We start from the raw sequence: 23,830 nt of genomic DNA, 5'->3' as shown, positions 1-23,830 counted from the left end.
CTGGCCATGGCACGACTTCCGCGGCTGCTGGGGGCGGTTGGGCAGGCGATTGTCCAGGGCGCGCTGGCATGGGTTGCGTGCGCGGCGTGGGCGCAGGGGGCTGCACCACCGGCGAGCCCGACGCCGGCGCCGGTGGTGAACCCGATCCCGCTGCCGCCTGTGCCCGGCGGGCAGGCGGCCCCGGCCGACGAGCCCGCGCAGGTGCGCATCGGGCGACGGGTCGACGCCACGCGCCGGGCGGCGACGGTGGGCGACGTGCTGGTGCTGGTGCGCGACGCGGGGTCGTACACGCGGGCGATCGGCGAGTGGTCGCCCACGGCGCGGTTCCCGGTGCTGATCGATGACGGGACGCTGGAGGGGATGGAGAACATCGCGCGGTTCGCGCGTGCGTTCCGCCCGGCGCGCGTGGTGCGGTGGAACGCCGCGGGAGACGCGGGCGGCACGTACGACGGGGCGTCGTTCGCGAAGACGACGATCGCGAGCGTGACCGACGGCGTGGCGCGGGCGTGGGATGTGCCCGAGGGCGCGCCGGGGAGCATGATCGGCGAGGACGCGCTGCTGGCGCATTGGCGGGGAATCGGGCACACGCCCCCGGGCATCGTGCTGATGAACGTGGAAGACCCGGCGTGGGCGGGCGGGCTGGCGTTGGCGGCGGGGCGCGGGCAGGCCGTGGGCTTCGTGCCGATGCGCCAGGGCTTCGACGCGACGATCGGCGCGCCCGAGACGGAGATCCTGCTCCGCGCGAGCGAGCGCGTCGCGGAGACGAGCGGGTGGTCGTGGCGGGGGCTGGGGGACGATCTCGAGGGCGTGACGATCGCGATGAACTCGCCCAATCGGTACGACACGGGCAAGGAACTGCTCGCGATGAGCGACCGGGTGGGGCGGCTGGGCCCGGCGGCGACGCCCGGGGCGCGCTGGGCGTGGGGCGGGCACGCGTTCGGCACGGCGCCGGTGTCGGTGTACCGGGCGATGTGCGCGCTGTTCTTGCAGCCGCAGGACGCGTGGCTGTTCGACGGCTACCCGAACGAGGGGGCGTGGGCGAAGTACGACTGCACGCAGGCGGCGGAGATCCTGCGCGAGGGGGGGCTGCGGGCCGAGGTGCTCGACTCGCCCCGCACGACGTCGTGGGACTGGCGCATCCGGGCAGCGCGCCCGGTGTCGGGCGGGCTGGTGATGGTGAACACCAAGGGCAACGACGATTTCTTCGAGGTGCACACCGGGCGGTGCCTGCCGGGCGATGTTCCCGTGCTCGATGTTCCCGCGGCGGCGGCGATCGTGCACTCGTGGTCGGCGACCGCCGCGGCCAACCGAGATCGGCTGGGCGGGCGCTGGCTGGAGCGGGGCGTGTTCGTCTACGCTGGGTCGGTGCACGAGCCCTACCTGGGCGGGTTCGTGCCGACGCCCGCGCTCGCGGGGCGGTTGCGGGCCGGGGCGCCGTTCGGCGTGGCGGCGCGGCTCGACGGCGCGCCGTGGTGGAAGATCACGATCCTGGGCGACCCGCTGTACACGCTGGGCCCGCCCGCGCCCCGCGGCGAGAGAGGGGCGCTCCCCGGCGAGGCCGACGTGCTCGGCACGCTGCGCGACGACCTGACGGGCGCGCGGTACGCGTCGGCGATCCGCGCCCTGATGCTCGCGGGGCGCGACGCGGACGTGGCACGCCTCGGCGCCACGCTGCTGGAGCAGAACCCCGACGCCATCTCGCCCGAGGTTGCGGAGTTGCTGGTGCTGCCCTTCTTCCGCGCGGGGTTCACGCAGTCGGTGTGGCGGGTGTTCGCGCGGATGAGCCCGACGCGCCAGCGCGACCCGATCCTGCGCGACGCGCTCTGGCTGAGCGCCACCCCGCTGCTGGAGGCGCGCCCCGAGGACGGGCTGCTGAGCGTGCTGAAGTCGAACGTGCGCGCCTTCCAGGGCGTGCGCGACGCCATGCTCTTGGCGCACGCGTGGGAGCGGGGCGTGGGCGTGAACGAGGCGATGAACGTGCTGCGCGACATCCGCGAGCGCCTGCCCAGCCAGGCCGAAAAAGACGAACTCGACCGGCTGCTCAGGGCACCCGCCGAGCAGTGGGGGCGGTAGGGGCGAATCGCCCGACTCGGCGGGCGGGTTACTCGCTGATGGTCGCGGGGTCCTTGCCCTCTTCCATGGCGAGGATCTTGCGGATGCGCCGGGCGTGGCGCCCGCCCTCGAAGCTCGTCGCGAGCCAGACGTCGGCGATCTTCTCGATGAGGCGCTGGCCCAGCAGGTCGGCCGAGAGGCACAGGACGTTGGCGTTGTTGTGGCTGCGGCTCAGTTGGGCGGTGATCTCGTCGTGCACGACGGCGGCGCGGACGCCCTTGATCTTGTTGGCGGCGATGGCCATGCCGATGCCCGTGCCGCAGACGAGGATGCCCACGTCCGCGCGCCCGTCGGCGACGGCGCGTCCGATCTGCCAGGCGCGCTCGGGGTAGTCGCAGGGCGTGCCGGAGCAGTCGCCGACGAGGTCGACCTGGTGTCCCTCGCGCGCGAGTTTCTCCTGCAGTTGACGCACGCTGGAATGGCCTCGATGGTCGGCGCCGAGCACGATCTTCACGGGGTGGCTCCTTCGGCCTGGTCCGACCGGCGAAGGTCGTCCAGGCGCCGCTCGAGAATCGCCCGCAGGCGACGGGCGGTCTCACGGTAGACCTCCGGCGGGCCGCCGATCGGGTCGGGCACGTCCCGGCCCTCGGGGTCGAGGAGGAACGCCTGCGGGCCCGGGTAGTCGCGCTCGAGTGCGCGCAGGTGCGACCGGGTCATGGTGAAGACGAGGTCGGCGTGCCGGGCCGCGTCGGCGGTCAGGGCGCGCGAGTGGTGGCGTGCGGGGTCGATGCCCATCTCTCGCAGCGCGTCGGCGGCCTCGGGGGTCATCGGCGCGCCGTCCTGGGCCGCCAGGCCCGCCGAGCGGACCACCGTCGGGATCGGCTGCTGCCCGGGCGGGAGCGGGGCGCGCTCCATCAGGAGGTGGCGCGCGATGGCCTCGGCCATCGGGCTGCGGCAGGTGTTGCCCGTGCAGACGAACAGGATCGTGCGTTCGAGCAGCCGGCGCACGCCCCGCTCGTCGTGCAGGCCCCCGCCCTCGTGCGTCCAACCGCCGTCGATCGTGAGGCGCACGGTGGTGGACCCGCGCCCGCTGGGGGAGGCGCCCTCGCGGACGATCGCGCCGACGCCCGCGTCGCGCGCACGCCGCTCGGCGTCGGCGTCGATGGTGCGTCCGTCGCCGAAGGACAGCCCGTCGGCCCGGACGGCGACCACGGGCCCGGCGACGTCGGCCAGCACGGAGCGGGCGGCCTCATGGTCGGGCACGCGTACACCGAAGGCGCCGGCGTCGTCGAGCGCGCCCGGCTCGACGCCCAGCGCGCGGCGCGCGTCGCGGGCGCGCGGGTCGGGGAGTTCGAGCACGAGGCGGAACGGCCCGGGGAACAGGCGCTGCACCGCGTGCCGGTGCAGCGGGCTCTGCGGGCGGAAGGTGTCGAGCACGCGGGCGACGTCCGGGGCGTGCCAGGTGAATGGCGCGGGCGAGGCGTCGGGGGCGTGGGCGCGGATGAGCGCCGCGAGGGACGCGAGCGGGCCCGGTGCGGCGCGCGACGCGATCGCGTAGGCGGTCTCGGTCGGGAAGATGGCGAGCCCGCCGCCCCCGAGCACCGTCGCGGCGTCGGCGGCGGTGTCGCGGCGTGCGACCTCGGGGGCGTTGCTCATCACGAGCATTGTCAGGGCGCGGCGGGGCGGGATCAACCGCGGGATGTCGGGCATGTTCGGAGCGTGATCGGTGCCGGGACGCTCGGGAACGGTCGGGCGCGGGCGCGGCGGGGGCTATCATGGATGGGGGTTCGGAAGCTCGGCAACAGGACGGGTGTTCTCGGCGAACAGAACTCGGTCGAGGACCGCTGCGGTCGCAGCGCGGGGACTTCGGGGCGGGCTGAACTTTTGGGAGTGGAAGCAATGCGGATCGCAGGCAGGCGGGCGCGCGCCGGGTTCAGCCTCATCGAGCTGCTCGTGGTGATCGCCATCATCGTGCTGGTCATCTCGCTGATCGTGCCCGCGCTGGGGCGCGTGCGCGACGCGTCGAAGAAGCAGGACACGCGCAACCTGGTCGCCCAGCTCACGCAGGCGATGCAGGCCTTCCAGCTCGACAAGAAGCGCCTGCCCGGGTACTTCTCGCAGGCGGAGATGGGCCTGGCCGACAACGCGACGCGCGGGTTCTCGCAGTCGCAGAACATCATGCTCGATCTCGGGGGCGGGATCGTCTCCACGACCGGGCCGGGCACGTCGCTCATCGGGCCCATGAACGACACGGCCCGCCAGGTGCGGGTCGACCCCAGCCTCATCGGCACGGGCGCGGAGTCGTCGTACTTCTCGCCCAGCGCGCGGTACTTCAAGAAGCAGAACCAGGTCGACGGGGGCGACCGCGCGGGCGTGCCCGAGCACGCGCTCATCCCCGAACTGGTCGACGCATTCGGCACGCCGATCCTGGTGTGGATGGCCGACAACATGGCCTCGGGCGGCGCGACGCAGTCGACGGACTTCGCGCGCGACGCGTGGGCGCTCAACCAGCGTCCGGCCCGGTTCTACTGGAACTCCAACGCCGCGTTCCTCACCAACGGCGTGTTCGTCGGCGACAAGCGCGTGGACCAGGGCAACGCGGCGAAGGGCAGCCTGCTCGCGTCAAACATCACGACGCGCTCGGAATCGCTCGTGGGCATGCTCGGCAACCCCACGACGCCGCTCCCGAACTCCAACCCGAACCCGCAGATCACCGACTACCTGCCGGCGGCCCCGCGCGGGTCGTTCGTCGTGCAGTCCGCGGGCGTCGACGGCGTGTACCTGAGCCGCGCCGACGCCGGCGGGAAGCTCGCGATCAACGGGACGCTGTACTACGGCCTGAACTTCAAGGCCGGCCCGCTCCCGGGCACCACGCACACCGACAGCAGCGGGAACGCGCGCTCGATCGATGTCGTCGAGCGCTTCGACGACGTGATCCAGGGCGGGTCGTGACCGCGCGCTGTTGACATCGACGCGGCGCGTCGGTGCTGCTAGAGTGTCGCATCGAGTTCGCGGGCCCGGTTTGACCGGGCCCTTTTTGTTTTTGTGCGCGTCGAAGGGGCGGGCGACGCCTGCGCGCCGCGCCACGCCCGGGTAGTGTGGTGTCGTGGGCGACGCGGGGACTCAGGGGGCAACACTCGTGCACGCGCGCCGGCGCGCCGCGATGTCGTTTCTGTGCGTCGGCGCCGGCATCGCGCTCGCGCACGCCGGGCTCGACGCGCCCTCGTGGGCCTGGCTCACCGGTTCGCTCGCGTGCGCGGCGGCGGCGGCCGTCCCCCGCGCGGCGGCGACACGGATCGGGCTGTGCCTGGCGCTCGTGCTGCTCGGGGGCGGGTGGTTCACCGTCCGCGTGCTCGAGCGCCCGATCGGCGCGCTCGACCCGCCCGCGGGCGGCGCGATCGTGACGCTCGCGGGCGTCGCGACGACGTCGGCGCGCGAACTTCCGCCGCCCGATGCGCCGCTGGCGCGATTTCGGTCGGAATCGCCCCGCTGGGTTTTTGATCTCGACGCCGACGCGCTGGTGTCCGACGCGGGCGATCGTGCGGCGCGGGGGCGCGTGCGGGTCCGCGCGGGCGGGCAGGAGAGGCCGGCGGTGCGCGCGGGCGATCGCGTGCGGCTGACGGGCGTGCTGCGTGCGATTCCCCCGCCCCGCAACCCGGGCGACGACGACGCGCGCCTGCTCGCCTCGCAGCGCGGGGTGCGCGCGACGCTCACGCTGACCGACGGCACGCTGGTGGAGCCCGACGCGGGGGGCCGCGGGTGGGCGGGCGCGGTGCGCTCCGCGTGGCTGCGCGCGCTCGACGGCGCGCGGACCCGCGCATCGGACGTCGTCGATCGTGCGTCGGGTGATTCTCCGCGCGCGCGGTTCCTGCTGCGCGGGCTGCTGCTGGGCGAGTACGACCCGGGCGAGCGCGAGGCCCGCGACGCGTTCGCGCGGGTGGGGCTCGCGCACGCGCTGTCGATCTCGGGGTTTCACCTCGCGGTGATGGCGGGCCTCACGCTGCTCTTTGTGCGCCTGACGGGCGAACGCGGGCGGCTGGAGCCGCTGCTCGTCGCGGGCGCGGTCGTCGGGTACGCGTGCCTGGTGCCGGCGTCGTCGCCGATCCTGCGGTCGGCGGCGATGGTGCTCGTGCTGCTGCTCGCCGAGTCGTTCGGACGGCGCTACGACCGGCTGACGATCCTGGGCTGGACGGCGGTCGCGCTGCTCGCGTGGCGCCCGATGGACCTGTGGTCGCTGGGCTTTCAGTTGAGCGTCGGGCTGACGGCGACGCTGCTCTGGCTGGGCGAGCGGTTCGACGCGTCGCTCTGGGGCGACACGCTGCGCGGCTTGTCGTCGCCCCGCGAACTGGGCGTGTGGGCGGTGGTGCGCGCGAAGGTGCGCCTGAGCGTGAGCGCGGGGGTGCTGTGCTGGCTCGTGTCGATGCCCGTGCTGATGCACGCGCTCGGGCTGGTGAGCCCGTCGGCGGTGCCGGCGACGGTGGTGCTGACGCCCCTGATCGTGCTGGTCCTGTGGGGCGGGTACGCGGCGCTGCTGGTGGGGGCCGCGGCGCCGGGGCTGGCGGGGTGGTCGTCGGGCGTGCTGGCGCGGCTGTGCGATCTGGTCGTCGCGGGGGTGGAAGTGCTCGACGCGCTGCCCGGGGCGAGCGTGCGCGTGCCGCCGACGAGTGCGGCGTGGGCCGCGGGCGCCACGCTGTTCGTGCTGGCGTTCGCGCGCTGGGGGAGCGTGCGCCGCGCGCGATGGTGGGTGGGGCTGGGGGCGGTGCTGTGCTGGCTGGGTGTTGAGTGGACGCTCGCCGACCGTCTGAACCCGCTGGGGCGTAGCGACGTGGTGCTGCGGATCGACATGCTCGACGTGGGCGACGGCACGAGCATGCTGGTGCGTTCTGGCGACGACGCGATGCTGTGGGACGTGGGCGGGCCGGTGCGGTCGGGGCTGCGGAGCGATCTGGGCCGCGCGTGCACCGCGCTGGGCGTGTCGCGCGTGCGGACGCTCGCGATGACGCACCCCGATGCGGACCATTACGCCCGCGCGGAGCAGGCCCCGGCGCTGGGCGTGCGGCGCGTGCTGGTGTCGGCGCGCTTCGCTTCCCAGGCCGCCACGCCCGGCTCGGGCGCGTCGGGCGCGCTCGCGGCGCTGCGCGAGGGCGGGGCCGAGGTCTTCGTGCTGCACGCGGGCGATACGTTCGCGATCGGCGCGGCACGGGTCACGGTCCTCTCGCCGCCCGCCGACGCGCCGTGGACGCAGGACAACGACCATTCGCTGGTGGCGGTGCTCGAAGCGCCGGTGCGTGGGGGCGTGCGGCGCGTGCTGCTGACGGGCGACATCATGGACGACGCGATCGCGCGGCTGCGGGGCGTGGTGCCCGGCCCGCTCGACGTGCTCGAGGTGCCGCACCACGGGTCGGCGCGGGAGGCGTCGATCGAGTTCGTGGGGGCGCTGTCGCCCCGCGTGGTGCTGCAGAGCACCGGGCCCCTGCGGGCGAACGACCCGCGCTGGGAGGCGGTGCGCGCGGGCGAGGGGCGCGTGTGGCTGTGCACGGCGGAGCGCGGGTGGTCGCGGGTGGACATCCACGCCGACGGACGGCTCACGTGGCGCACGCGGCGCGACTGAGATGCGCGCCCGCGGGCGTGACCGCGCGGGGGGATCAGGTGCCGACCTGGTCGAACTCGCGCGAGGGGGTCGCGGGCGAGGCATCGGGCCCGACGACCTCGGCGAGGCGGGCGGCCTGCCCGGGCGAGCGCGGCGCGATCCCGCGGCGGGAGAGGTGCTCGAGCCAGACACGCTCGTGCACGCGCCAGTAGTGCTCGAAGCTGCGTTCCATGGAGTATGGCCGCATGGAGAGATGGGCGGCCTCGCCCATGGTGCGCCGGGTGTCGGCGTTCTCGGCGAGGGCGACGATGCGGTCGATCCAGGCGCGGGGCGCGTCGGGGGAGAGGACGTAGCCCGTGACGCCGTCCTGCACGACCTCGCGCGGGCCGCCCTGATCGCTCACGATGACCGGCATGCCCGAGGACTGCGCCTCCATGACGACCTGGCCGAGCGTGTCGGTGACGGAGGGGAAGACGAAGAGGTCGCCGCTGGCGTAGAGGCGGCTGAGCTCCTCGGCGTGGCGGAAGCCCAGGAAGCGTGCGCGGCAGGGGCGGAGGGCCCGCTCCATCTCGGCGCGGTACGGGCCGTCGCCGATCACCACGAGCTCGGCGTTGACCCCCAGGTCGCGCAGGCGCCGGTCGGCGGCCTTCCAGACCTGGGTGAGCAGGGGGAGGTTCTTCTCGACGCTCACGCGGCCCACGTAGAGCACGCGCACGCAGCCCGCGGGCGAGCCCAGCGCCTGCATCGTGCGCTCGTCGCGGAAGCGCGGGTGGAACTGCTCGGTCATGATGCCCGGCTGGAGCGGGACGATGCGGCTCTCGGGGATGCCCAGGCGCTGGAGCGACGCGGAGTACTCGTGCGAGCGGGTGAAGACGGCGCCGAAGGGCGCGTAGAAGGTGCGCATCGCCTGGGCGCACATGTACCCGGCGGATTCGTCGAAGAGCGCCTCGACGTACGCGGGGAAGTCGGTGTGATAGACGCCCGCGACGGGCGTGCGGAGCATCTTGCTGGCGATGATGCCCGCGAGGCCGACGGGGCCGGGCGTCGAGACGTGGATGACGTCGGGCTGGAAGCGGTCGGCGATGCGGAGCAGGCGCACGAGCGGGGGCAGGGCGAGCTGCAACTGCGGGTAGCGGGGCATCTCGGTGGAGAAGACCGGGGGCACGTTGGTGATGTTGGGGGCGTTCTCCAGGGGCATGGTGGTGGAGGTGACGACCTGGAGCCGCCGCCCGGTGGCCTGGGCCCGGGCCGCCACGTTGCGGATGAAGCGCGACACGCCGTTGACGTCGCCGAGCGTGTCGGTGAAGAGCATGACCCGCATCGGGCGCTCGAGGACGCTGGTTCCGTCGCCCGGCTCGGCGCTCTCGTGCTCGACCTGCTCGACCAAGTCCCGCTCCTTGTTCTGGTGGAAGAGGCTGAAAAGATAGGGAAGCTGGCTCAGTTCGAGCATGGCGTAGGACGCGACATGATCGAAGATCCGCTTGTGGTCCTTCTCGCGCACCGCGCGGAGGGCGCCCGAGCCCAGCACGGCGTGGATGCCGGCGTAGAGATCGTCCGCGAACTCGGCCATGCGGTCGTGCTCGGAGAGCGCGCTCCCGCGCGAGATGCCCTCGGGCGAGAGGCGGGCCTTGAGGTCCGGGTAGTTCGCGAGCACGTCGCGGGCGCAGCTCGACAGGGCCTGCACGAGCGGGTCGGTGGGACGCCGCCGCCGGCGGACCTTGGACGCGAGCACGCTCAGGCCCAGTCGGATCTTGGAGGGACGGGGCGCGTCGATGCCGGCGAAGCGCAGCGCCCGGGCCGCGACCTCCTGCGACAGCGCCGACCGCCCCCCGAGGCGCCGGGCGCTGTAGTTCGCCGCGACGGTGGTGAGCTGGTGGGCGAGGAGCGAGGAGTGCCCGGCGGCCCCGCCCGCGTGCGAGCGCCCCGACATCACGGCGCGGAAGAACTCGCGCGGATCGGCGATGGTGCCCGAGGCGTCCACGCACTCGGGGCGGATGTTGGCCTCGCGCGCGTCGTCGAGGGTGACGCCCGTCCAGGCGCGCCCGACGTTGAGCAGGGCGTGGTCGTCGGAGCCGCCGGTGCGGGCCTTCTCCCAGATGCGGGCCCAGTGGGGCTCCAAGGAGTGCTTCTCGATGAGGCGGTGGACCTTGCCGGGCGTGAGCGACGCGAGGAACGCCTCGACGCCCGAGCGGTGCGTGCCGCTGTGCGCGCCGTTGAGCGTCTCGAACCCCTTGAAGAGCAGGGCGCAGCGCTCCAGGTGCCAGAGCGTGAGCTTGCGGTTCTGGATGTAGAGCGGGTGGGCGAGGGAGTGGGGGAGGTTCTTCTCGCGCAGCCAGGCGGCGAAGGCGTAGACGTCGTCGCGCAGGCCCAGCGTGCCGATCTGCTCGTGCAGGTCCGGGGTGAGCAGCCACACGAGCACGTGCAGCTTGCACCCGTCCTCGGGGAAGTGCACGGTGACTTCCTCGCCGACGACGACGCGCTCGAACCCGCGCTCGACAAGCTCGAGCGCGCCGGCGATCGTGTCGTGGTCGGTGAGGGTGACCAGGTCCATCCCCCGCGCCATGGCAAGGTCGTAGACCTTCTCGGGGGGTGAGTAGCACTCCGGGCAGCCGATCATGCCCGCGGCCGCGTTCACCGGCCCGCTCGAGGCGCTGGAGTGACAGTGCGCGTCGATGCGCGTCACCGGGCCCGCGTTGTGATCGACCGCCTGCACCATGCCTCACCTCCTGCGCGGCACGCACAGACCCCCACGCGCCGGGTCCTCGGCATCCTCCGAGCGCCCCGGTTGCTTGGTCCGTCCGCGGTAGAGATCGGTTGAAACCGTACGCCAACGTCAGCCGAACGCAAGCGCAAGTACCTATCTGTGCTCAACTTAGTGATTTCTTCGCAACACAGCAATACGGTCCACACGGTTCCCGAACGGTGTGTGAACCCCGGGATTACATATAGTTGCCCCATGACCAGGCACCTCGCCCTCTACCCGGGGTCGTTTGATCCCGTCACGTTCGGCCATCTCGACGTGGTGGCGCGCGGACGCCGCCTCTTCGACGAGATCGTCGTGGGCGTCGGGCGCAACCCGGGCAAGGACCCGCTGTTCAGCCTTGAAGAGCGCGTCGGCATGGTCGAGGGACTGGTGCGCGATCTGCTGGCCAGCGAGCCCGCGGGCGCCCCCGTGCAGGTGCGTCCCTTCGGCGGGCTGACGGTGGACTTTGCCCGCGAGATCGGCGCGACGGCGTTGCTGCGGGGCGTGCGGAACCTCAGCGACCTGCAGTACGAGGTGCAGCAGGCGGTGACGAACCGGGAGGTCGCGGGGCTGGAGACGGTGTTCATCGTCGCCGGGCAGAGCTTCGCGTACACGTCGTCGAGCCTGATCCGCCAGATCGCGGCGATGGGCGAGGACCTCGAGAAGTCGCTGTCGTCGATGTGCCCGCGGTCGGTGGTCGAGGCGCTCAAGCACAAGAAGGCCGCCCGACACCCGGGGCTCGAACGCCTCCGCGGGGGCGTGGTCTCCGACGGCTGACGCGGGAGAGTACCGTTGGGGCGCATGGACGTGCGGGTCGTGAGCATCGGCGCGATGGCGGCCCACCCGCTGCGGGGCGAGCGGGCGCCCGCGCGCACCGGGCACGCCACCACGACGCTCATCTCCCGGGGCGACCGGCGCATCCTGATCGACCCCGGGCTGCCCGCCCCGGCCCTGGTGGCGCGCCTGGGCGAACGCGCGGGCATCGGCCCCTCCGACATCACCGACGTCTTCCTCACCAGTTTTCACCCCGATGCGCGGCGGGGGCTCGAGGCCTTCGCCGACGCGGCGTGGTGGATCTCGGGCCAGGAGCGCGAGAGCGTCGGCGTCGCCCTCGCGTCGCGCCTGCGCCAGATGGCCTCGGGCGAGGGCGTCGAGGGCGCGGGCGAGCGTGACGAGGGCGTGATGGAGTTTCTGCGGCGTGAGGTCGCGCTCCTGCAGCGCTGCAAGGCGCCCGACGACGAGACACTCGGCGAGCGACTGTCGCTGTTCCCGCTCCCGGGCGTGACGCACGGCATGTGCGGGTTGCTCGTCGAGGGCGAGCGCCACGCGACGCTCGTGTGCGGCGACGCCGTGCCGACGATCGAGCACCTCGAGATGGGCAAGGTGCCCTCGCCGGCGGCGGACGTGGACGCGGCCCGGGCGAGCTTCGAGGAAGCCATCGAGGTCGCGGACCTGCTGATCCCCGGACGGGACAACATCGTGGTGAACCCCACGAAGAGGCCGTTCTGAGGAGAGGGCTTCCTCGCTGTACCCTTCCCGCATGACCTGCCCCCTCTGCGAGCGGCCGACGCGCGACGAGTCTTTCCGCATTGCGACGCTGGATCGCTGCGAGGTGGTGCTGGGCGAGAACCAGGGATGCCGCGGCTGGTGCGTGCTGGTGCTGCGCGAGCATGTCGAGCACCTGGACGAACTCTCGCTCGATGCGCAGCGCGAGGTCTTCGGCGAGGTGGCGCGCGTCGCGCGGGCGATCCGCGTCGTGTTCGCGGGCGCTGGTGCGGGGGGCGGCCCGCCCCGGATCAACTACGAGTGCCTCGGCAACCAGGTGGCGCACGTGCACTGGCACGTGATCCCGCGCCACGCGGACGACCCCGACCCGCGCAGCCCGGTGTGGGGGTGGGACGCGGCGCGGCTGCGGGGCGACATGGACGACGCGGCCCGGGCGGCGCTGGCGCTGCGCCTGCGCGTGGCGCTGGCGGGCGTGTAGGCGTCGCCTACGCGAGCGCGCGGTCGAGATCGGCGATGAGGTCGTCGGCGTCCTCGATGCCCACCGAGAGGCGCACGAGCCCGTCGGCGATTCCCAGGGCCTGGCGCGCGTCGGCGGGGATGCTGGCGTGGGTCATGATGGCGGGGTGCTCGATGAGGCTCTCGACCCCGCCCAGCGACTCGGCGAGCGAGAACAGGTGGACGCGTTCGAGCATGCGGCGCGAAGCGTCGAGCCCGCCCTTGACGACGCACGAGATCATCCCGCCGAACGCCCGCATCTGGCGCTTGGCGAGCGCGTGCTGCGGGTGGTTCTCGAGCCCCGGGTAGATGACGTGCTCGACGCGCGGGTGGGCCGCCAGCCAGCGGGCGATCGCCATCGCGTTCTCGCAGTGGCGCTGCATGCGCACGTGCAGCGTCTTGGTGCTGCGGAGCATGAGGAAGCAATCCATCGCGCCCGGCACGGCGCCGACGGCGTTCTGCGTGAACTTGAGGCGCGCCGCCAGGATCGGGTCGCTCGTGCACAGCGCCCCGGCGACGAGGTCGCTGTGCCCGCCGATGTACTTCGTGCACGAGTGCATCACGACGTGGGCCCCGTGCGCCAGCGGGTTCTGCAGGTAGGGCGACGCGAAGGTGTTGTCGACGAGCAGGACGGGCGTGTCCAGCGGCGTGCCCAGCGGCCCCAGCGCGGTGGCGCGCACGCCCCCCGCGGCGGACGACTGCTTCGCCCACTCGTCGACGATCCGGCGCAGGCCCGCGATGTCGATGACCTTGAGCATCGGGTTGCTGGGGGTTTCGAGCCACACCAGGCGCGTCTGGGGGCGCAGGGCGTGGCGGAACTGATCGGCGTTGGTCATGTCGACGCGGGTGGTCTCGAACCCGTGGTGGCGGAAGACCTTGTCGAGCTGGCGGAACGTGCCGCCGTAGACGTCGTCGGAGAGCACGACGTGGTCGCCCTGGCGGAACTGGTGCAGCACGCAGTCCATGGCGGCGAGCCCGCTGGAGAACGTGAACGCGTGCGCGGCGCCTTCCAACGCCGCGAGGTTGGCTTCGAGGGCGGCCCGGGTGGGGTTCTTGGAGCGCGCGTAGTCGTAGTCGTCCTTCACCACGCCCGGCGAGGACTGGACGTAAGTGGACGTCATGTACACGGGCGTCATGATCGCGCCGGTGGTGGGGTCCGGGGCCTGGCCCGCGTGGATGCAGGTCGTGCCGAAGCGGTGCGTGCCGGCGGGTTCGTGGGGCATCGTGAGGACTCCGTGAAGGTGCAGGGTAGAGCGCCCGGCGCGTCGGGGGCCCGGTGGCTTCGGCCCCGGGCGGGGGTACTGTCTACCCGGCGGCGTGCCGCGCACGCCGAGCCCACAGGAGCCCGACGCATGAAGACCGCCGCGATGGTTGCCGACGCGCCCAAGGGAACGCTGCATCTGCGGGACATCGAGCTGGGCGAGCTGCGCCCCGACCAGGTCGAGATCGCCGTCGAGCACTGCGGCATCTGCCACAGCGACCTGTCGATGCGCGACAACGAGTGGGGGATGACGGCGTACCCGTTCGTGCCCGGGCACGAGGTCGTCGGGCGCGTGGCGGCGGTGGGGAGCCAGGTGAAGACCGTCAGGCCCGGCCAGCGCGTCGGGCTCGGGTGGTTCGCGCAGAGCTGCATGCACTGCCGCCAGTGCATGACGGGCAATCACAACCTGTGCCCGACCGGCGAGCAGACGATCGTCGGGCGGATGGGCGGGTTCGCCTCGCGCGTGCGCTGCGGCGCGGAGTGGGCGATCGCGATTCCCGAGGGGCTGGACGCGGCGAGCGCCGGCCCGCTGTTCTGCGGCGGGATCACGGTCTTCAACCCCATCGTGCAGTTCGGCGTGAAGCCGACCGACCGGGTGGGCGTCGTCGGCATCGGCGGGCTCGGGCACCTCGCGCTGCAGTTCCTCAACAAGTGGGGGTGCGAGGTCGTCGCGTTCACCTCGACGGGCGCCAAGCAGAAGGAAGCGATGGACCTGGGCGCGCACCGCGCGGTCGACTCGCGCTCCGACGCGGACCTGGCCGCCAACAAGGGCACCATCGATTTCCTGCTCGTGACGGCGAACGTCACGCTCAACTGGCAGGCGTACCTCGACGTGCTCGCCCCGCGCGGACGCATGCACATGGTCGGGGCGGTGCTGGAGCCCATCCCCGTGCCCGCGTTCGCGCTCATCGCCGGGCAGAAGCAGATCAGCGGCACGCCCCTGGGCAGCCCCGCGACCACCGCGCAGATGCTCGAGTTCGCCGCCCGCCACAAGGTGCGCGTCGTGAACGAACGATTCAAGATGCGCGACGCGAACAAGGCGTTCGAGCACCTGCACGCCGGCAAGGCGCGCTACCGCCTGATCCTCGACAACGACCTGGGCTGATCGCGCGGGCGCCCGCCGCTACCGCCCGGGCCAGCCCTCGGGCATCCACGCCGGCAGGTCGGCGATCGACGCGCGGGCGGCGTCGCTGGTGGGCACGCCCCAGGCCTGGAAGAAGGGCCCGAGGTTGCGCCCGCACGCGCGGCTGAAGCGGACCATCCACTGGTCGCGCTTGTCCATCTCGCTGCGCGGGCGCTCGTCGCGGGGCAGCGCGCGGTACGCCGCGAAGACCGCTTTGAAGGTGTCCCACCCGAACGCGCGCTCGAGTTGCACGTACATGTGCAGCGCGAGGAACGGGTCGGCCTTCCATTTCTCGAACGGCGCGCCCGCCGCCAGGTGCTGCGCCAGCGCGGGCGGGGCGTCCACGCCCGGGTGCCCGCGGCTCGCGGCGGGGGGTGCGCAGATCGTGTCGATGGCGTGCAGGGCGAAGAGATTGCACGTCACCTCGCCCGTGCCCTCGAACGTCCAGTCGCCCTCCTGGTGGTTGTGCCCCAACTCGTGCAGCAGGCCCCACGAGCCCGCGCGCAGCGTGGCGAGGACCGTCATGTCGTCGACGGCGTCCAGGTGGGTCATGATGGGGTAGCCGCTGTGCATGTACCCGGCGCTGATCTGGATGTCGGGCACGAAGCGGTGGGGGCGGGGCGGGTCGAGCGGGATCGTCGCGAGCGTGGCGTGGGCGTCGGAGATGGCGTCCCAGAAGGCCATGAGCGCCTCGGGATCGTCGATCGCGCGCAGCGCGGCGCTCGGCACGCTGAGGATGACCTTCGACGATTCGAGTTCGCCCCACGGGGCGTCCCACGCGCCCGGGCGCTCGCGCAGCGCCTCCCACTCGGCGGGCGTGGTCTGGCCCCGCACGAAGCGCGGAGCGGCGACCGCGCCCACGATCTCGATGTCGAGCGTTTTCCCGCCGCGTCCCGGCGTTTCGATGTAGACCAGCCCGCCGAATGCGCTCGCGACGCGGGTCGACGGGCCCGTCAGCGCAAAGACCCGCGAGATGTCGGGCACGCGACGCCACGCGTCGTGGTGCCACAGGTGGTCGGTGTGACAACCGATGCGCACGCGCACGCCGGGCGCGGGCGTCGAGACGCCGACACGCACCACGTCGCCCGGGGCGGCGTACAGGCCCGTCGAGTGCCACCCCGGCACGTCCGTGCTGATCCGCACCGTGCGCTGCACACGCGGGGTAGTCGCCGGCACCTCGCCCGGGAAGTGTGCCGCGGCGGGGTGGGCCCGCACCTGCTCGGGGCGGCTCTGCTTCTCCAACTCCACCTGCAGCGCCAGCAGCACCCGCTCCAGCGATTGCGAGGCCTTCAGCGGCGAGCCCTGCGTCGGCACCAGCGCCTGCGTGCGGCCTTCCAGCAGACGCCGGGTGCGCGCCAGCACCGCGTGGTTCGGGGGCACGACGCGCACCGCCGCCGTCAGCGCGTGGGCCGCCTGCGTGTCGGGCTTGGCCTGGTCCGGGGCGTGCGGGGCGTTGGATGCGGCGTGCTCGAAGGCGTCGAGCGCGCGGAGGGCGTGCAGGGCGGGCGCGAGCGGCGCGTCGTCGACGCGAAAGCCGTCCGGCGCGGTGCGATCGAGCGTGCCGTCGCCCCAGGCGATGCCGATGTGCTCGAAGAGGTCATTTCCCGGGTGCTCGCGGATGGCCTTGTCCGGGTTCAGTTGCAGCCAGCCCCAGCCGAGCCCCGAGGCCAGCACCCCGCCGCCCCCCGCGATGAAGCGTCGGACGCGGTCGCGCTGCGCCGCGGAGAGCGCGTGCGTCGGCACGCACAGCACATCGACGCCCGCGAGCGCGCCGGGCCCGCGATCCCAATCGGCGGGCAGGGCGACGGCATCGACACCCAGGCGCGCCAGCGCCTCGGCCAGCGGCGGGTTCAGGATCACGCCCACCTTTGGCGCCGCCTGCGGCACGCCCGCCCACGCGATCGCGTTGCGCATCAGCGTGCCGGTGTCGCCCACGCCCAGGGCGCTCGCGTCGAGGCAGCCCGTGTGCCCGAACGCGACCACGCGCCCGGGCCCCGCGCGGGCCGCGACCACGACCGGCATCGACACGCCCTTGCCCTCCGCGCCGGTGACGACCGCGAACGCCCCCGGGCCGAAGACGACGAGCGGCCCGGGCACCCCCGGGGCGGCGATCGAGCGCACTCCCTTTCGCAGCGCGGCGGTGTCGGCCTCCTGCGTCGTGGGGCGGTGGGCGGCCAGCGCGGGCGTCTCGCCCGATGGCTGGGCCGCGCCCGCACCGCCGGGCAGCGCGGCGAGGACGGCGCAGAGCACGCGAGCGGCGGACAGCATGACGGACCCCCCCTGCGCGCCGTTCGCGGGCTGGCGCGGCCGGCGCTCACTTCCCGCGCGCGGACATGAACTCGAGCACGTCGATCTTGCTCACGATGCCCACGATGCGCCCGGAGTCGACCACGACGCCCACCTGGTCGGTCTCGAAGATCCGGAAAAGTTCCTCGATGCGGGCCTTGGGGTAGATCAGCCCGCCGATGGGGTGGGCGATCGCCTTGGCGGGGGCGCTGCTGTCGATCTTCCCGCCGTGCAGCCCGCGCAGCACATCGACCTCGTGCACCATCGAGACGGGGTGTCCGGCGGCGTCCAGGATCGGCACCTGCGACACGCCGTGCGTCTTGAAGAGGTCGATGATCTGCCCGACGGGCGTGCTGTCGGAGGCGGTGATGACTTTCTGAGGCGGGCGCGAGGCGAGGATCTCCTCGACGAGCCCGAGGTCGTAGTCACCCCCCATGAAGCCGTAGTCCTTCATCCACGAGTCCTGCAGGAACTTGGTGATGTAGCGCGTGCCGCTGTCGCACAGGATCGTGACGATGGTCTTGCCGGGGCCCAGTTGCTTGGCGAGCTTGACCGCGACGTGGACGTTGCTGCCGGAGGACCCGCCGCAGAACAGGCCTTCCTCGCGCACGAGGCGCCGGGCCATCGTGAAGGACTCCTTGTCGGAGACCTGGTGGAACTCGTCGACGACGGAATAGTCCATGGCCTGGCAGAGGATGTCCTCGCCGACGCCCTCGACCTTGTAGACGTGCGGTGTGGGCATGGTCTTGGTGTAGAAGTAGTGGTAGTGGATGGAGCCGATGGGGTCGACGCCGACGACGCGGACGTGCGGGGCGGTCTTCTTGAGGAAGCGCCCCACGCCGCTGACCGTGCCACCGGTGCCCGCCCCGGCGACGAAGACGTCGAACTTGCCGGCGGTGTCGCGCCACAGCTCGGGCCCGGTCGAGAGCTCGTGCGCGTCGATGTTGCGGGGGTTGTGGTACTGGTTCAGGTAGAACGCGTTGGGCGTCTCGCGCGCGATGCGCTTGGCCGTCTCCACGTAGTGCTGCGGGCTGTCGCCGGGCACATCGGTGGGCGTGATGACCACCTCGGCCCCGAAGCTCTTGAGCATGTTGACCTTCTCGATGCTCATCTTGTCGGGCATGGTGAAGACGCAGCGGTAGCCCTTGACGGCGGCCCACATCGCCACGCCCTGCCCGGTGTTCCCGCTCGTGTTCTCGACGATCGTGCCCCCCGGGCGGATCAGCCCCTGCCGCTCCGCCTCGTTCAGCACGTGCACCGCCATCCGGTCCTTCACCGAGCCGGTCGGGTTCATGTACTCGCACTTCACGAGCACCGTCGCGTCGTTCGGCCCGACGACCTTGTTCAGGCGGACGAGCGGGGTGTTGCCCACGGCGGCGAGAATGTCGGGGTGGATCGTCATGGGGAGAGGGTATCGCCCCGACCCGCCGGGCGGCCTCGCGCGCCGGCGTCGCTACTCCTCCCCGTCCTGGGGCGGCGGGGCGTGCTCGGCCTCGGTCCCCCACCGGCTCACCTCGGGCGGCGGCGCGAACTCCCACGTCACCTTGCTCGCCCCCAGCATCGTCCCGCTCGCGAACGCGAGGTCGATCTGCGCGATCTGGTAGTCGGCCAGGGCCCGCACCTCCGAGAGTTGCGCGTCGGCCAGGCGAGCCGCGGCGTCGAGCACGTCGGTGCTCGTCGAGCTCCCCACGTCGAACTGGCGTTGCTCGCTCTGCAGCGCCCGGGTGTTCAAGATCACCGACTGGCGCGACGCGAGGATGCGCTGCCACCCGGCGTCGATCGAGTCGGCCGCGTTGAGCACCTCCTCGCGGATGGCGCGCTCGCGCGCCTCGCGCGTGCCCAGGCGCGAGAGGCGCGAGAGGATCGCCTGGCGGATGCGCGACTTGGCGCCCTCGTTGCCCAGGGGGATCTCCGCCGCCAGCCCGATCTCCCAGTCTTCGAAGTCGTTGTCGCCGAGCGTGCGGAAGGTGTCCTGCGTGCTGCCGCCCAGACCGTTGATGCGGTAGGTGTAGTCGAGCGTCACGAGCGGGAGGGCCTGGTTGCGGGCGAAGTCGATGCGGACCGCGTCGGCCGCGAGCTGGAGCTCGAGCTCGAGCATCTCCATGCGGTTGTCGAGCGCCGCGCCGACGAGCACCGGGCGATCCAGCAGGTACTCTACGGGGTCCGGGGGCGTCGCGGGCACCACCAGCGTGGGCGACTCGAGCTCCAGCCCCGGGCGGTTGATGATCCGCTTGAGCTCGCGCTGGCGCAGCAGCACCGTGTTCTGCGCCACGATGATCGCCTCGAGCCGATCGGCCACGCCCGCCTGCGCCCGCACCACCTCGATGTCGGCCAGCGCCCCCGCGCGCACACGCCGCTCGGCACGCCCCAACTGCTCCTGCGCCAGCTCGAACTGCTGCTGCGACACCTCCAGCTCGCGCCGGGCCTGGTAGAGGCGCCAGTACGCCCGGTCGCTCGCGGCCAGTTGGCGGATGACCTCCAGCTTCGTCCGCGCTTCGGAGACCTGCGTCTCGTAGCCCAGGATGCGGAGCTGGGCCGTGTTCGCCCGGCGCCCCGCGTTGCGCAGCAGCGGGTGGCTGACGGAGAACTGCAGGTCCGAGGTGTACGCCGGGTTGAGCGTCGAGAAGGCGTTGTCGTTCTCGTTGCGCGTCACGGGCAGGTCCACGCTCACCGTCCCGCCCGTGCGCGTCGGGATGCGGACCCCGGGCACGAACGTGCGGGTGCGGCTCTGGGCCGAGGCGAGCGTCGACGCCGTCGGCGAGTCGAGTTCGTTCCACGTCGTCCGCAGCGTGAAGGCGCTCTCGAAGCGGGCGTCCTCCTCGCTCACCCGCTCCCGCGCGATCGTCGGGTCGATCAGCGCCACCTTGAGATCGAGATTGTGCTCGATCGTCGAGGCGCGGCATTCCTCGATGCCCAGCTCCATCTGCTCGCGCCCCGCGAACCGCTCGCGGATCTCGGCGGCGCGGCCCTGCTCGTCGGCGGCGTCACGCGCCGGCGCCCGCTGGCCCTCCAGGGGCGTCTCGCGGATGCTCCGGAGGCGTTCGAGCGCCACGCGCCGGGCGTAGTCGTCCTCGTGACGCGTGAAGGGGTTCGGCCCGCACGACCCGAGCCACCCCGTCGCCACCACGAGCGACGCGACCACCACCACGCCCGACGTTCGTCCCCGCATGCAGCCCCCCGACGCACCCGCTCGACCCCGCGCTCGCCCGAACGACACACCCATCGCCGCGCCACCGCGGCCGTGATCTCTCGACCCCCCGCGCTACTCGTGCCGGAGGGCGTCGATGGGATCGAGGCGTGCGGCCTTCACCGCCGGGAACATCCCGAAGATCACGCCCGTACCCGCCGAGAACCCGATCGCGAGCACCACGGCCCACGCGGGGATCTCCGCCCCCTTCACCGCGTCCGCGCCCGACATCCGCATCGCCAGCACCAGCGTCTGCCCGATCCCCAGCCCGATGCCGCCCCCCACCAGGCACAGCGTCACCGCCTCGACCAGGAACTGCAGCAGCACGACCTCGGGGCGCGCGCCCACGGCCTTGCGCAGGCCGATCTCCCGCGTCCGCTCGCTCACCGACACCAGCATGATGTTCATGATCCCGATGCCGCCCACGAGCAGCGAGATGCCCACCAGCCCGCCCACCGCGCCGGTCATCGCCGCCGCGATCGTGCCGAACTGGCTGCGCGCCTGCTCGATCGATTCCACGCCGAACGTGTCCGGGTCCTCGGGCTCGAGCCCGCGCACCCGGCGCATGAAGAATCGTACCTCGGCCTTGGCGTCGTCGAACATCTCGGGCGTGTGCGTCTGCGCCACGACGTACATCCCCGGCTCGGGGCGCATCATCAGCCCCGTCGCGAACGGGATGTAGATCTCCGTCAGCGCCTCGTCGCCCCCGAACATCGGCGAGAGGCTCTTGGTCTCCACCACGCCGACGATCAGGAACCGGCGCCCCTCGATGAGCACGAAGTCGCCCGTCGGGTCGGTGTCGAGCCCGAGCTCCTCGATGCCCTTGTCGTTCACGAGGCACACCTGGCGTCGTTCGTCCTCGTCGATCCGCATGAACGGGCGGCCCTGGGTCACGAACCGCTGCTCGATCTCGTGCCACTCCGGGCGGATGCCCTGCACGAGCACGCCCTGACGCACGCGTTCGCCCGCCTGCACCGTCGGGTTGAGCTGCATGATCGGCGTCAGGCGCATGAGCGACGGGCAGTTGGCGAGCAGCCCGTCCACCTGCTCGACGGTGAGGCGGATCTGGCGGAAACTGAACCGCTCGCGCGCCTCGGGGGGCCGCCGCGGGAAGATCCACACCTTGTTCGCGCCGATCGTCGCGAACTGGTCGAGCACGAACTGCTTGAGGCCCACCATCGCCGCGACGGTGATGACCACCGCGACGACGGCGATGATGATGCCCAGCGTCGTGAGGAACGTGCGGACCTTGTTCGACCACATCTGGCCCAGGGCCAGCAGCACGGTCTGCGTAAGCAGGCGGACGAGGATCACGGGGCGCCCTCCGCCGTCGCCGTCACGCCCGCGTCTCCCGCCCCGGACGCGGCCCGCTGCGCCACCTCGAGCGACCGCCGCACGTAGTCCTGGTGGATCGGGTCTTCTCCGGTCGGGTGGTCCGAGATGATCCGCCCGTCGCGCAGGCGCACGATCCGCAGGGCGTGCCCCGCGACGTCCTCCTCGTGCGTCACGAGCACGATGGTCTGCCCCTCGGCGTGCAGGTTGCGGAAGAGCGCGATGATCTCCTCGCTCGTCGTGCTGTCGAGGTTGCCCGTGGGCTCGTCGGCGAGCAGGATGCTCGGCTCGTTCACCAGCGCCCGCGCGATCGCGACGCGCTGGCGCTGCCCGCCCGAGAGCTGGTTCGGGCGGTGCGTCATGCGCTCGCCCAGCCCAACGCGCCGGAGCACGTCGCGCGCCCGTCGCCCGGCGCCCAGCCAGTTGCGCCGCGAGTACACCAGCGGGAGCATCACGTTCTTGAGCGCGGTGGCGCGGGGCAGCAGTTCGAAGCTCTGGAAGACGAACCCGATCTCCTCGTTGCGCACGCGCGCGAGCTGGGCGGCCCGCATCTTCTCGGTCTTGCGCCCGTTGAGCTCGTACTCGCCCTTGGTGGGCTGGTCGAGGCAGCCCAGGATGTTCATGAGCGTGCTCTTGCCCGAGCCGCTGGAGCCCATGATCGCCACGAACTCGTTGCGCCGGATGACCAGGTCCACGCCGCGCAGCGCGTGCACCCGCTCGCTCCCGACGCGGTAGACCTTGTGCAGGTCGCGCAACCGGATGGTGACGTCCGTGCTCATCCGGCGCCCTGCGGTTGTGTCGAGGCGGTGGCGTCGGCCGGGGTCGCCGTCGCGGGGGTGGGGGCCTTCTGCTCGACGACCAGCTGGTCGTGGCGCAGCCCGACGAGCGCCTTGAACGGGCCCACGATGACGGGCGTGCCCGCGTCGAGCCCCGCGAGGACCACCGTGTGCGTGAGGTCGCTGGCCCCGACCTGCACGGGCACCGGCTGGGCCTTCCCGTCCTTCATGATGTACACGACCCGCGCGAACTTCGTGCTCGCGTCGATGTTGGCGTTCCCCTCCACGACGCGGGACGGGAGGTCCTCGCGCGCCCGGTCCAGCACGCCCTGGCTCGGCACCTTCACCACGTCGCGGAACGTCTCGACCTCGATGTCGGCGTTCGCCGTCAGCCCCGAGCGCAGCAGCACGCCCTCGGGCAGGTCCACGAGGATCTCGGCCTCGAAGTACGCCGTCCCGTCGCGGTCCAGCAGACGCTTGAGACCGACCTTCTCGACGGTGCCCGTGAACGCGCGCTCGGGGTAGGCGTTGACGAAGATCCGCGCCTTCTGCCCCTCCACTACCGGGGCGATGTTCGCCTCGTCGATGCGTGCCGTCAGCACCATGACCCCCAGGTCGGCGATCTCCATGATGACCGACCCGGGGTTGTTCAGCGTGCCGACAACCACCGTCTCGCCGACCTCGGCGTTGAGCGTCGTGATGACCCCGTCGAAGGGGGCCGTGATGACGGTGTTGTCCAGGTCCTTCTCGGCGCGGACGATGTTCGCCCGCGCGATCTCGATGGCGTGCTCGGCGACGCGCAGCCCGCTCTCGGCGCGGCGAAGCTCCGCCCGGGCCGTGTCCAGCTCGCTCTGCGCGATGTCCTTGGTGGCGAAGAGCTCGACCCGCCGGTCGTACTCCGTCCGCGCGTTGGCCTCGGCCGCCCGCGCGCCCTCGAGGCGCGCCTCCTCGCTGCGGAGCTGCGCCTTGGCGGAGTCCAGCAGCGCGGCGAGGTCGCGCGCGTCCAGCCGCACCACCACGTCGCCCTTGCGGACCTGCTGGTTCTCGCGGAAGGGCAGGGCGATGATGCGGGCCGACACCTGCGCGGAGATCTCGACCACCACGCGGGGCTCCACCTGCCCCGGGGCCGACACCGTCCGGACCAGGTCCCCGCGCTCCGCCTGCACCGCCCGCACCTCGGTGGGCTTGAGGTCCGGACGCACCATCTTCATGAGTTCGTCAAGCTTGCCCGACGACTGCAGGTAATACCCGCTCCCCACGCACCCGACGACCAGGAGCAGGAACACGATCAGCAGCCACTTCCACACGCGGGCAGCCTCCCCGGATGGGCATCCCGCCCACTCGCAGTCTTCCCTTGGGACTTTCCCCGCGGCACTTTCGCCCCGGGTTCGCGGGCCGCGCACCCGCCCGTTGCACTCGAGTGCTCACGCCCCCGCGATCGTACGCAGAGCGAGCGGCCCGGTTACGCCGGAACTCGCC

17 protein-coding genes are annotated in these 23,830 nt (G+C 72.5%); 7 read left to right on the top strand and 10 right to left on the bottom strand.

What is annotated here, in order from left to right:
• The first annotated feature begins 6 nt into the window (after nt 1-6).
• The gene (locus SFY69_01540) at nt 7-2,073 is read left to right on the top strand and encodes a hypothetical protein (protein MDX2130718.1); all 2,067 of its coding nucleotides are present in this window, start codon (nt 7-9) and stop codon (nt 2,071-2,073) included.
• Nucleotides 2,074-2,101: 28 nt separating this feature from the next.
• Here the strand turns inward: SFY69_01540 and rpiB are convergent, their stop codons facing one another.
• Complete coding sequence (gene rpiB, locus SFY69_01535) at nt 2,102-2,566, bottom strand: ribose 5-phosphate isomerase B (protein MDX2130717.1); 465 nt, start codon at nt 2,564-2,566, stop codon at nt 2,102-2,104.
• Nucleotides 2,563-3,762, bottom strand: a complete 1,200-nt coding sequence (locus SFY69_01530) for a Sua5/YciO/YrdC/YwlC family protein (GenBank protein MDX2130716.1) — start codon at nt 3,760-3,762, stop codon at nt 2,563-2,565. The genes rpiB and SFY69_01530 overlap by 4 nt, the downstream gene beginning before the upstream one ends.
• Before the next feature lie 189 nt (nt 3,763-3,951).
• Between SFY69_01530 and SFY69_01525 the strand changes: the two genes are divergently transcribed.
• Together SFY69_01525 and SFY69_01520 are read left to right on the top strand one after the other, a co-directional pair.
• Entirely contained in the window at nt 3,952-5,004 is a 1,053-nt protein-coding gene (locus tag SFY69_01525) for a prepilin-type N-terminal cleavage/methylation domain-containing protein (protein ID MDX2130715.1), read from the top strand.
• Nucleotides 5,005-5,215: 211 nt separating this feature from the next.
• Nucleotides 5,216-7,663 carry a ComEC/Rec2 family competence protein gene (locus SFY69_01520; GenBank protein ID MDX2130714.1) on the top strand — a complete coding sequence of 816 codons (2,448 nt, stop codon included), beginning with the start codon at nt 5,216-5,218 and terminating at the stop codon, nt 7,661-7,663.
• Nucleotides 7,664-7,697: 34 nt separating this feature from the next.
• On the opposite strand, the gene SFY69_01515 is transcribed toward SFY69_01520, so the two are convergent.
• Entirely contained in the window at nt 7,698-10,358 is a 2,661-nt protein-coding gene (locus tag SFY69_01515) for a glycosyltransferase (protein ID MDX2130713.1), read from the bottom strand.
• Between the two features lie 240 nt (nt 10,359-10,598).
• On the opposite strand from SFY69_01515, the gene coaD reads away from it, so the two are divergent.
• The 3 genes from coaD to SFY69_01500 are packed head-to-tail and all read left to right on the top strand — an operon-like array spanning nt 10,599 to nt 12,369.
• Nucleotides 10,599-11,162, top strand: a complete 564-nt coding sequence (coaD, locus tag SFY69_01510) for a pantetheine-phosphate adenylyltransferase (GenBank protein ID MDX2130712.1) — start codon at nt 10,599-10,601, stop codon at nt 11,160-11,162.
• A gap of 24 nt (nt 11,163-11,186) precedes the next feature.
• Nucleotides 11,187-11,894 carry an MBL fold metallo-hydrolase gene (locus SFY69_01505; protein MDX2130711.1) on the top strand — a complete coding sequence of 236 codons (708 nt, stop codon included), beginning with the start codon at nt 11,187-11,189 and terminating at the stop codon, nt 11,892-11,894.
• A gap of 31 nt (nt 11,895-11,925) precedes the next feature.
• Nucleotides 11,926-12,369: an HIT family protein gene (locus tag SFY69_01500; protein ID MDX2130710.1), complete on the top strand. Its 444-nt coding sequence runs from the start codon at nt 11,926-11,928 to the stop codon at nt 12,367-12,369.
• A gap of 7 nt (nt 12,370-12,376) precedes the next feature.
• Here the strand turns inward: SFY69_01500 and SFY69_01495 are convergent, their stop codons facing one another.
• Complete coding sequence (locus tag SFY69_01495) at nt 12,377-13,609, bottom strand: cystathionine gamma-synthase (protein MDX2130709.1); 1,233 nt, start codon at nt 13,607-13,609, stop codon at nt 12,377-12,379.
• Between the two features lie 129 nt (nt 13,610-13,738).
• Between SFY69_01495 and SFY69_01490 the strand changes: the two genes are divergently transcribed.
• On the top strand, nt 13,739-14,752 hold the full coding sequence (locus SFY69_01490) for an NAD(P)-dependent alcohol dehydrogenase (GenBank protein ID MDX2130708.1): 1,014 nt from the start codon (nt 13,739-13,741) through the stop codon (nt 14,750-14,752).
• An 18-nt stretch (nt 14,753-14,770) separates the two neighbouring features.
• On the opposite strand, the gene SFY69_01485 is transcribed toward SFY69_01490, so the two are convergent.
• The 6 genes from SFY69_01485 to SFY69_01460 form a co-directional block, all read right to left on the bottom strand.
• Complete coding sequence (locus SFY69_01485) at nt 14,771-17,038, bottom strand: M60 family metallopeptidase (GenBank protein ID MDX2130707.1); 2,268 nt, start codon at nt 17,036-17,038, stop codon at nt 14,771-14,773.
• 46 nt (nt 17,039-17,084) lie between these two features.
• Nucleotides 17,085-18,458, bottom strand: coding sequence for a pyridoxal-phosphate dependent enzyme (locus SFY69_01480; protein MDX2130706.1), 1,374 nt, complete (start codon nt 18,456-18,458; stop codon nt 17,085-17,087).
• Nucleotides 18,459-18,509: 51 nt separating this feature from the next.
• Nucleotides 18,510-20,225 (bottom strand): TolC family protein, encoded by a 1,716-nt coding sequence (locus SFY69_01475; GenBank protein MDX2130705.1) that lies wholly within the window; start codon nt 20,223-20,225, stop codon nt 18,510-18,512.
• Between the two features lie 93 nt (nt 20,226-20,318).
• Entirely contained in the window at nt 20,319-21,557 is a 1,239-nt protein-coding gene (locus tag SFY69_01470) for an ABC transporter permease (GenBank protein ID MDX2130704.1), read from the bottom strand.
• Nucleotides 21,554-22,354 (bottom strand): ABC transporter ATP-binding protein, encoded by an 801-nt coding sequence (locus SFY69_01465; GenBank protein MDX2130703.1) that lies wholly within the window; start codon nt 22,352-22,354, stop codon nt 21,554-21,556. Before SFY69_01465 ends, SFY69_01470 begins: the two co-directional genes overlap by 4 nt.
• Complete coding sequence (locus SFY69_01460; GenBank protein MDX2130702.1) at nt 22,351-23,658, bottom strand: efflux RND transporter periplasmic adaptor subunit; 1,308 nt, start codon at nt 23,656-23,658, stop codon at nt 22,351-22,353. The genes SFY69_01465 and SFY69_01460 overlap by 4 nt, the downstream gene beginning before the upstream one ends.
• Between the last annotated feature and the right edge of the window lie 172 nt (nt 23,659-23,830).

Source organism: Planctomycetota bacterium (genome assembly GCA_033763975.1).
Classification (GTDB): domain Bacteria; phylum Planctomycetota; class Phycisphaerae; order Phycisphaerales; family UBA1924; genus RI-211.
Note: the sequence above shows the minus strand (reverse complement) of the source record. Positions and strands in the feature narration are given on the sequence as shown.

Bases quoted from the DNA above. Each gene is read 5' to 3' on its own strand.
- SFY69_01540 (MDX2130718.1), top strand. From the start codon at position 7: ATGGCACGACTTCCGCGGCTGCTGGGGGCGGTTGGGCAGGCGATTGTC.
- SFY69_01530 (MDX2130716.1), bottom strand. From the start codon at position 3,762: ATGCCCGACATCCCGCGGTTGATCCCGCCCCGCCGCGCCCTGACAATG.
- SFY69_01525 (MDX2130715.1), top strand. From the start codon at position 3,952: ATGCGGATCGCAGGCAGGCGGGCGCGCGCCGGGTTCAGCCTCATCGAG.
- SFY69_01520 (MDX2130714.1), top strand. From the start codon at position 5,216: ATGTCGTTTCTGTGCGTCGGCGCCGGCATCGCGCTCGCGCACGCCGGG.
- SFY69_01515 (MDX2130713.1), bottom strand. From the start codon at position 10,358: ATGGTGCAGGCGGTCGATCACAACGCGGGCCCGGTGACGCGCATCGAC.
- coaD (MDX2130712.1), top strand. From the start codon at position 10,599: ATGACCAGGCACCTCGCCCTCTACCCGGGGTCGTTTGATCCCGTCACG.
- SFY69_01505 (MDX2130711.1), top strand. From the start codon at position 11,187: ATGGACGTGCGGGTCGTGAGCATCGGCGCGATGGCGGCCCACCCGCTG.
- SFY69_01500 (MDX2130710.1), top strand. From the start codon at position 11,926: ATGACCTGCCCCCTCTGCGAGCGGCCGACGCGCGACGAGTCTTTCCGC.
- SFY69_01495 (MDX2130709.1), bottom strand. From the start codon at position 13,609: ATGCCCCACGAACCCGCCGGCACGCACCGCTTCGGCACGACCTGCATC.
- SFY69_01490 (MDX2130708.1), top strand. From the start codon at position 13,739: ATGAAGACCGCCGCGATGGTTGCCGACGCGCCCAAGGGAACGCTGCAT.
- SFY69_01485 (MDX2130707.1), bottom strand. From the start codon at position 17,038: ATGCTGTCCGCCGCTCGCGTGCTCTGCGCCGTCCTCGCCGCGCTGCCC.
- SFY69_01480 (MDX2130706.1), bottom strand. From the start codon at position 18,458: ATGACGATCCACCCCGACATTCTCGCCGCCGTGGGCAACACCCCGCTC.
- SFY69_01475 (MDX2130705.1), bottom strand. From the start codon at position 20,225: ATGCGGGGACGAACGTCGGGCGTGGTGGTGGTCGCGTCGCTCGTGGTG.
- SFY69_01465 (MDX2130703.1), bottom strand. From the start codon at position 22,354: ATGAGCACGGACGTCACCATCCGGTTGCGCGACCTGCACAAGGTCTAC.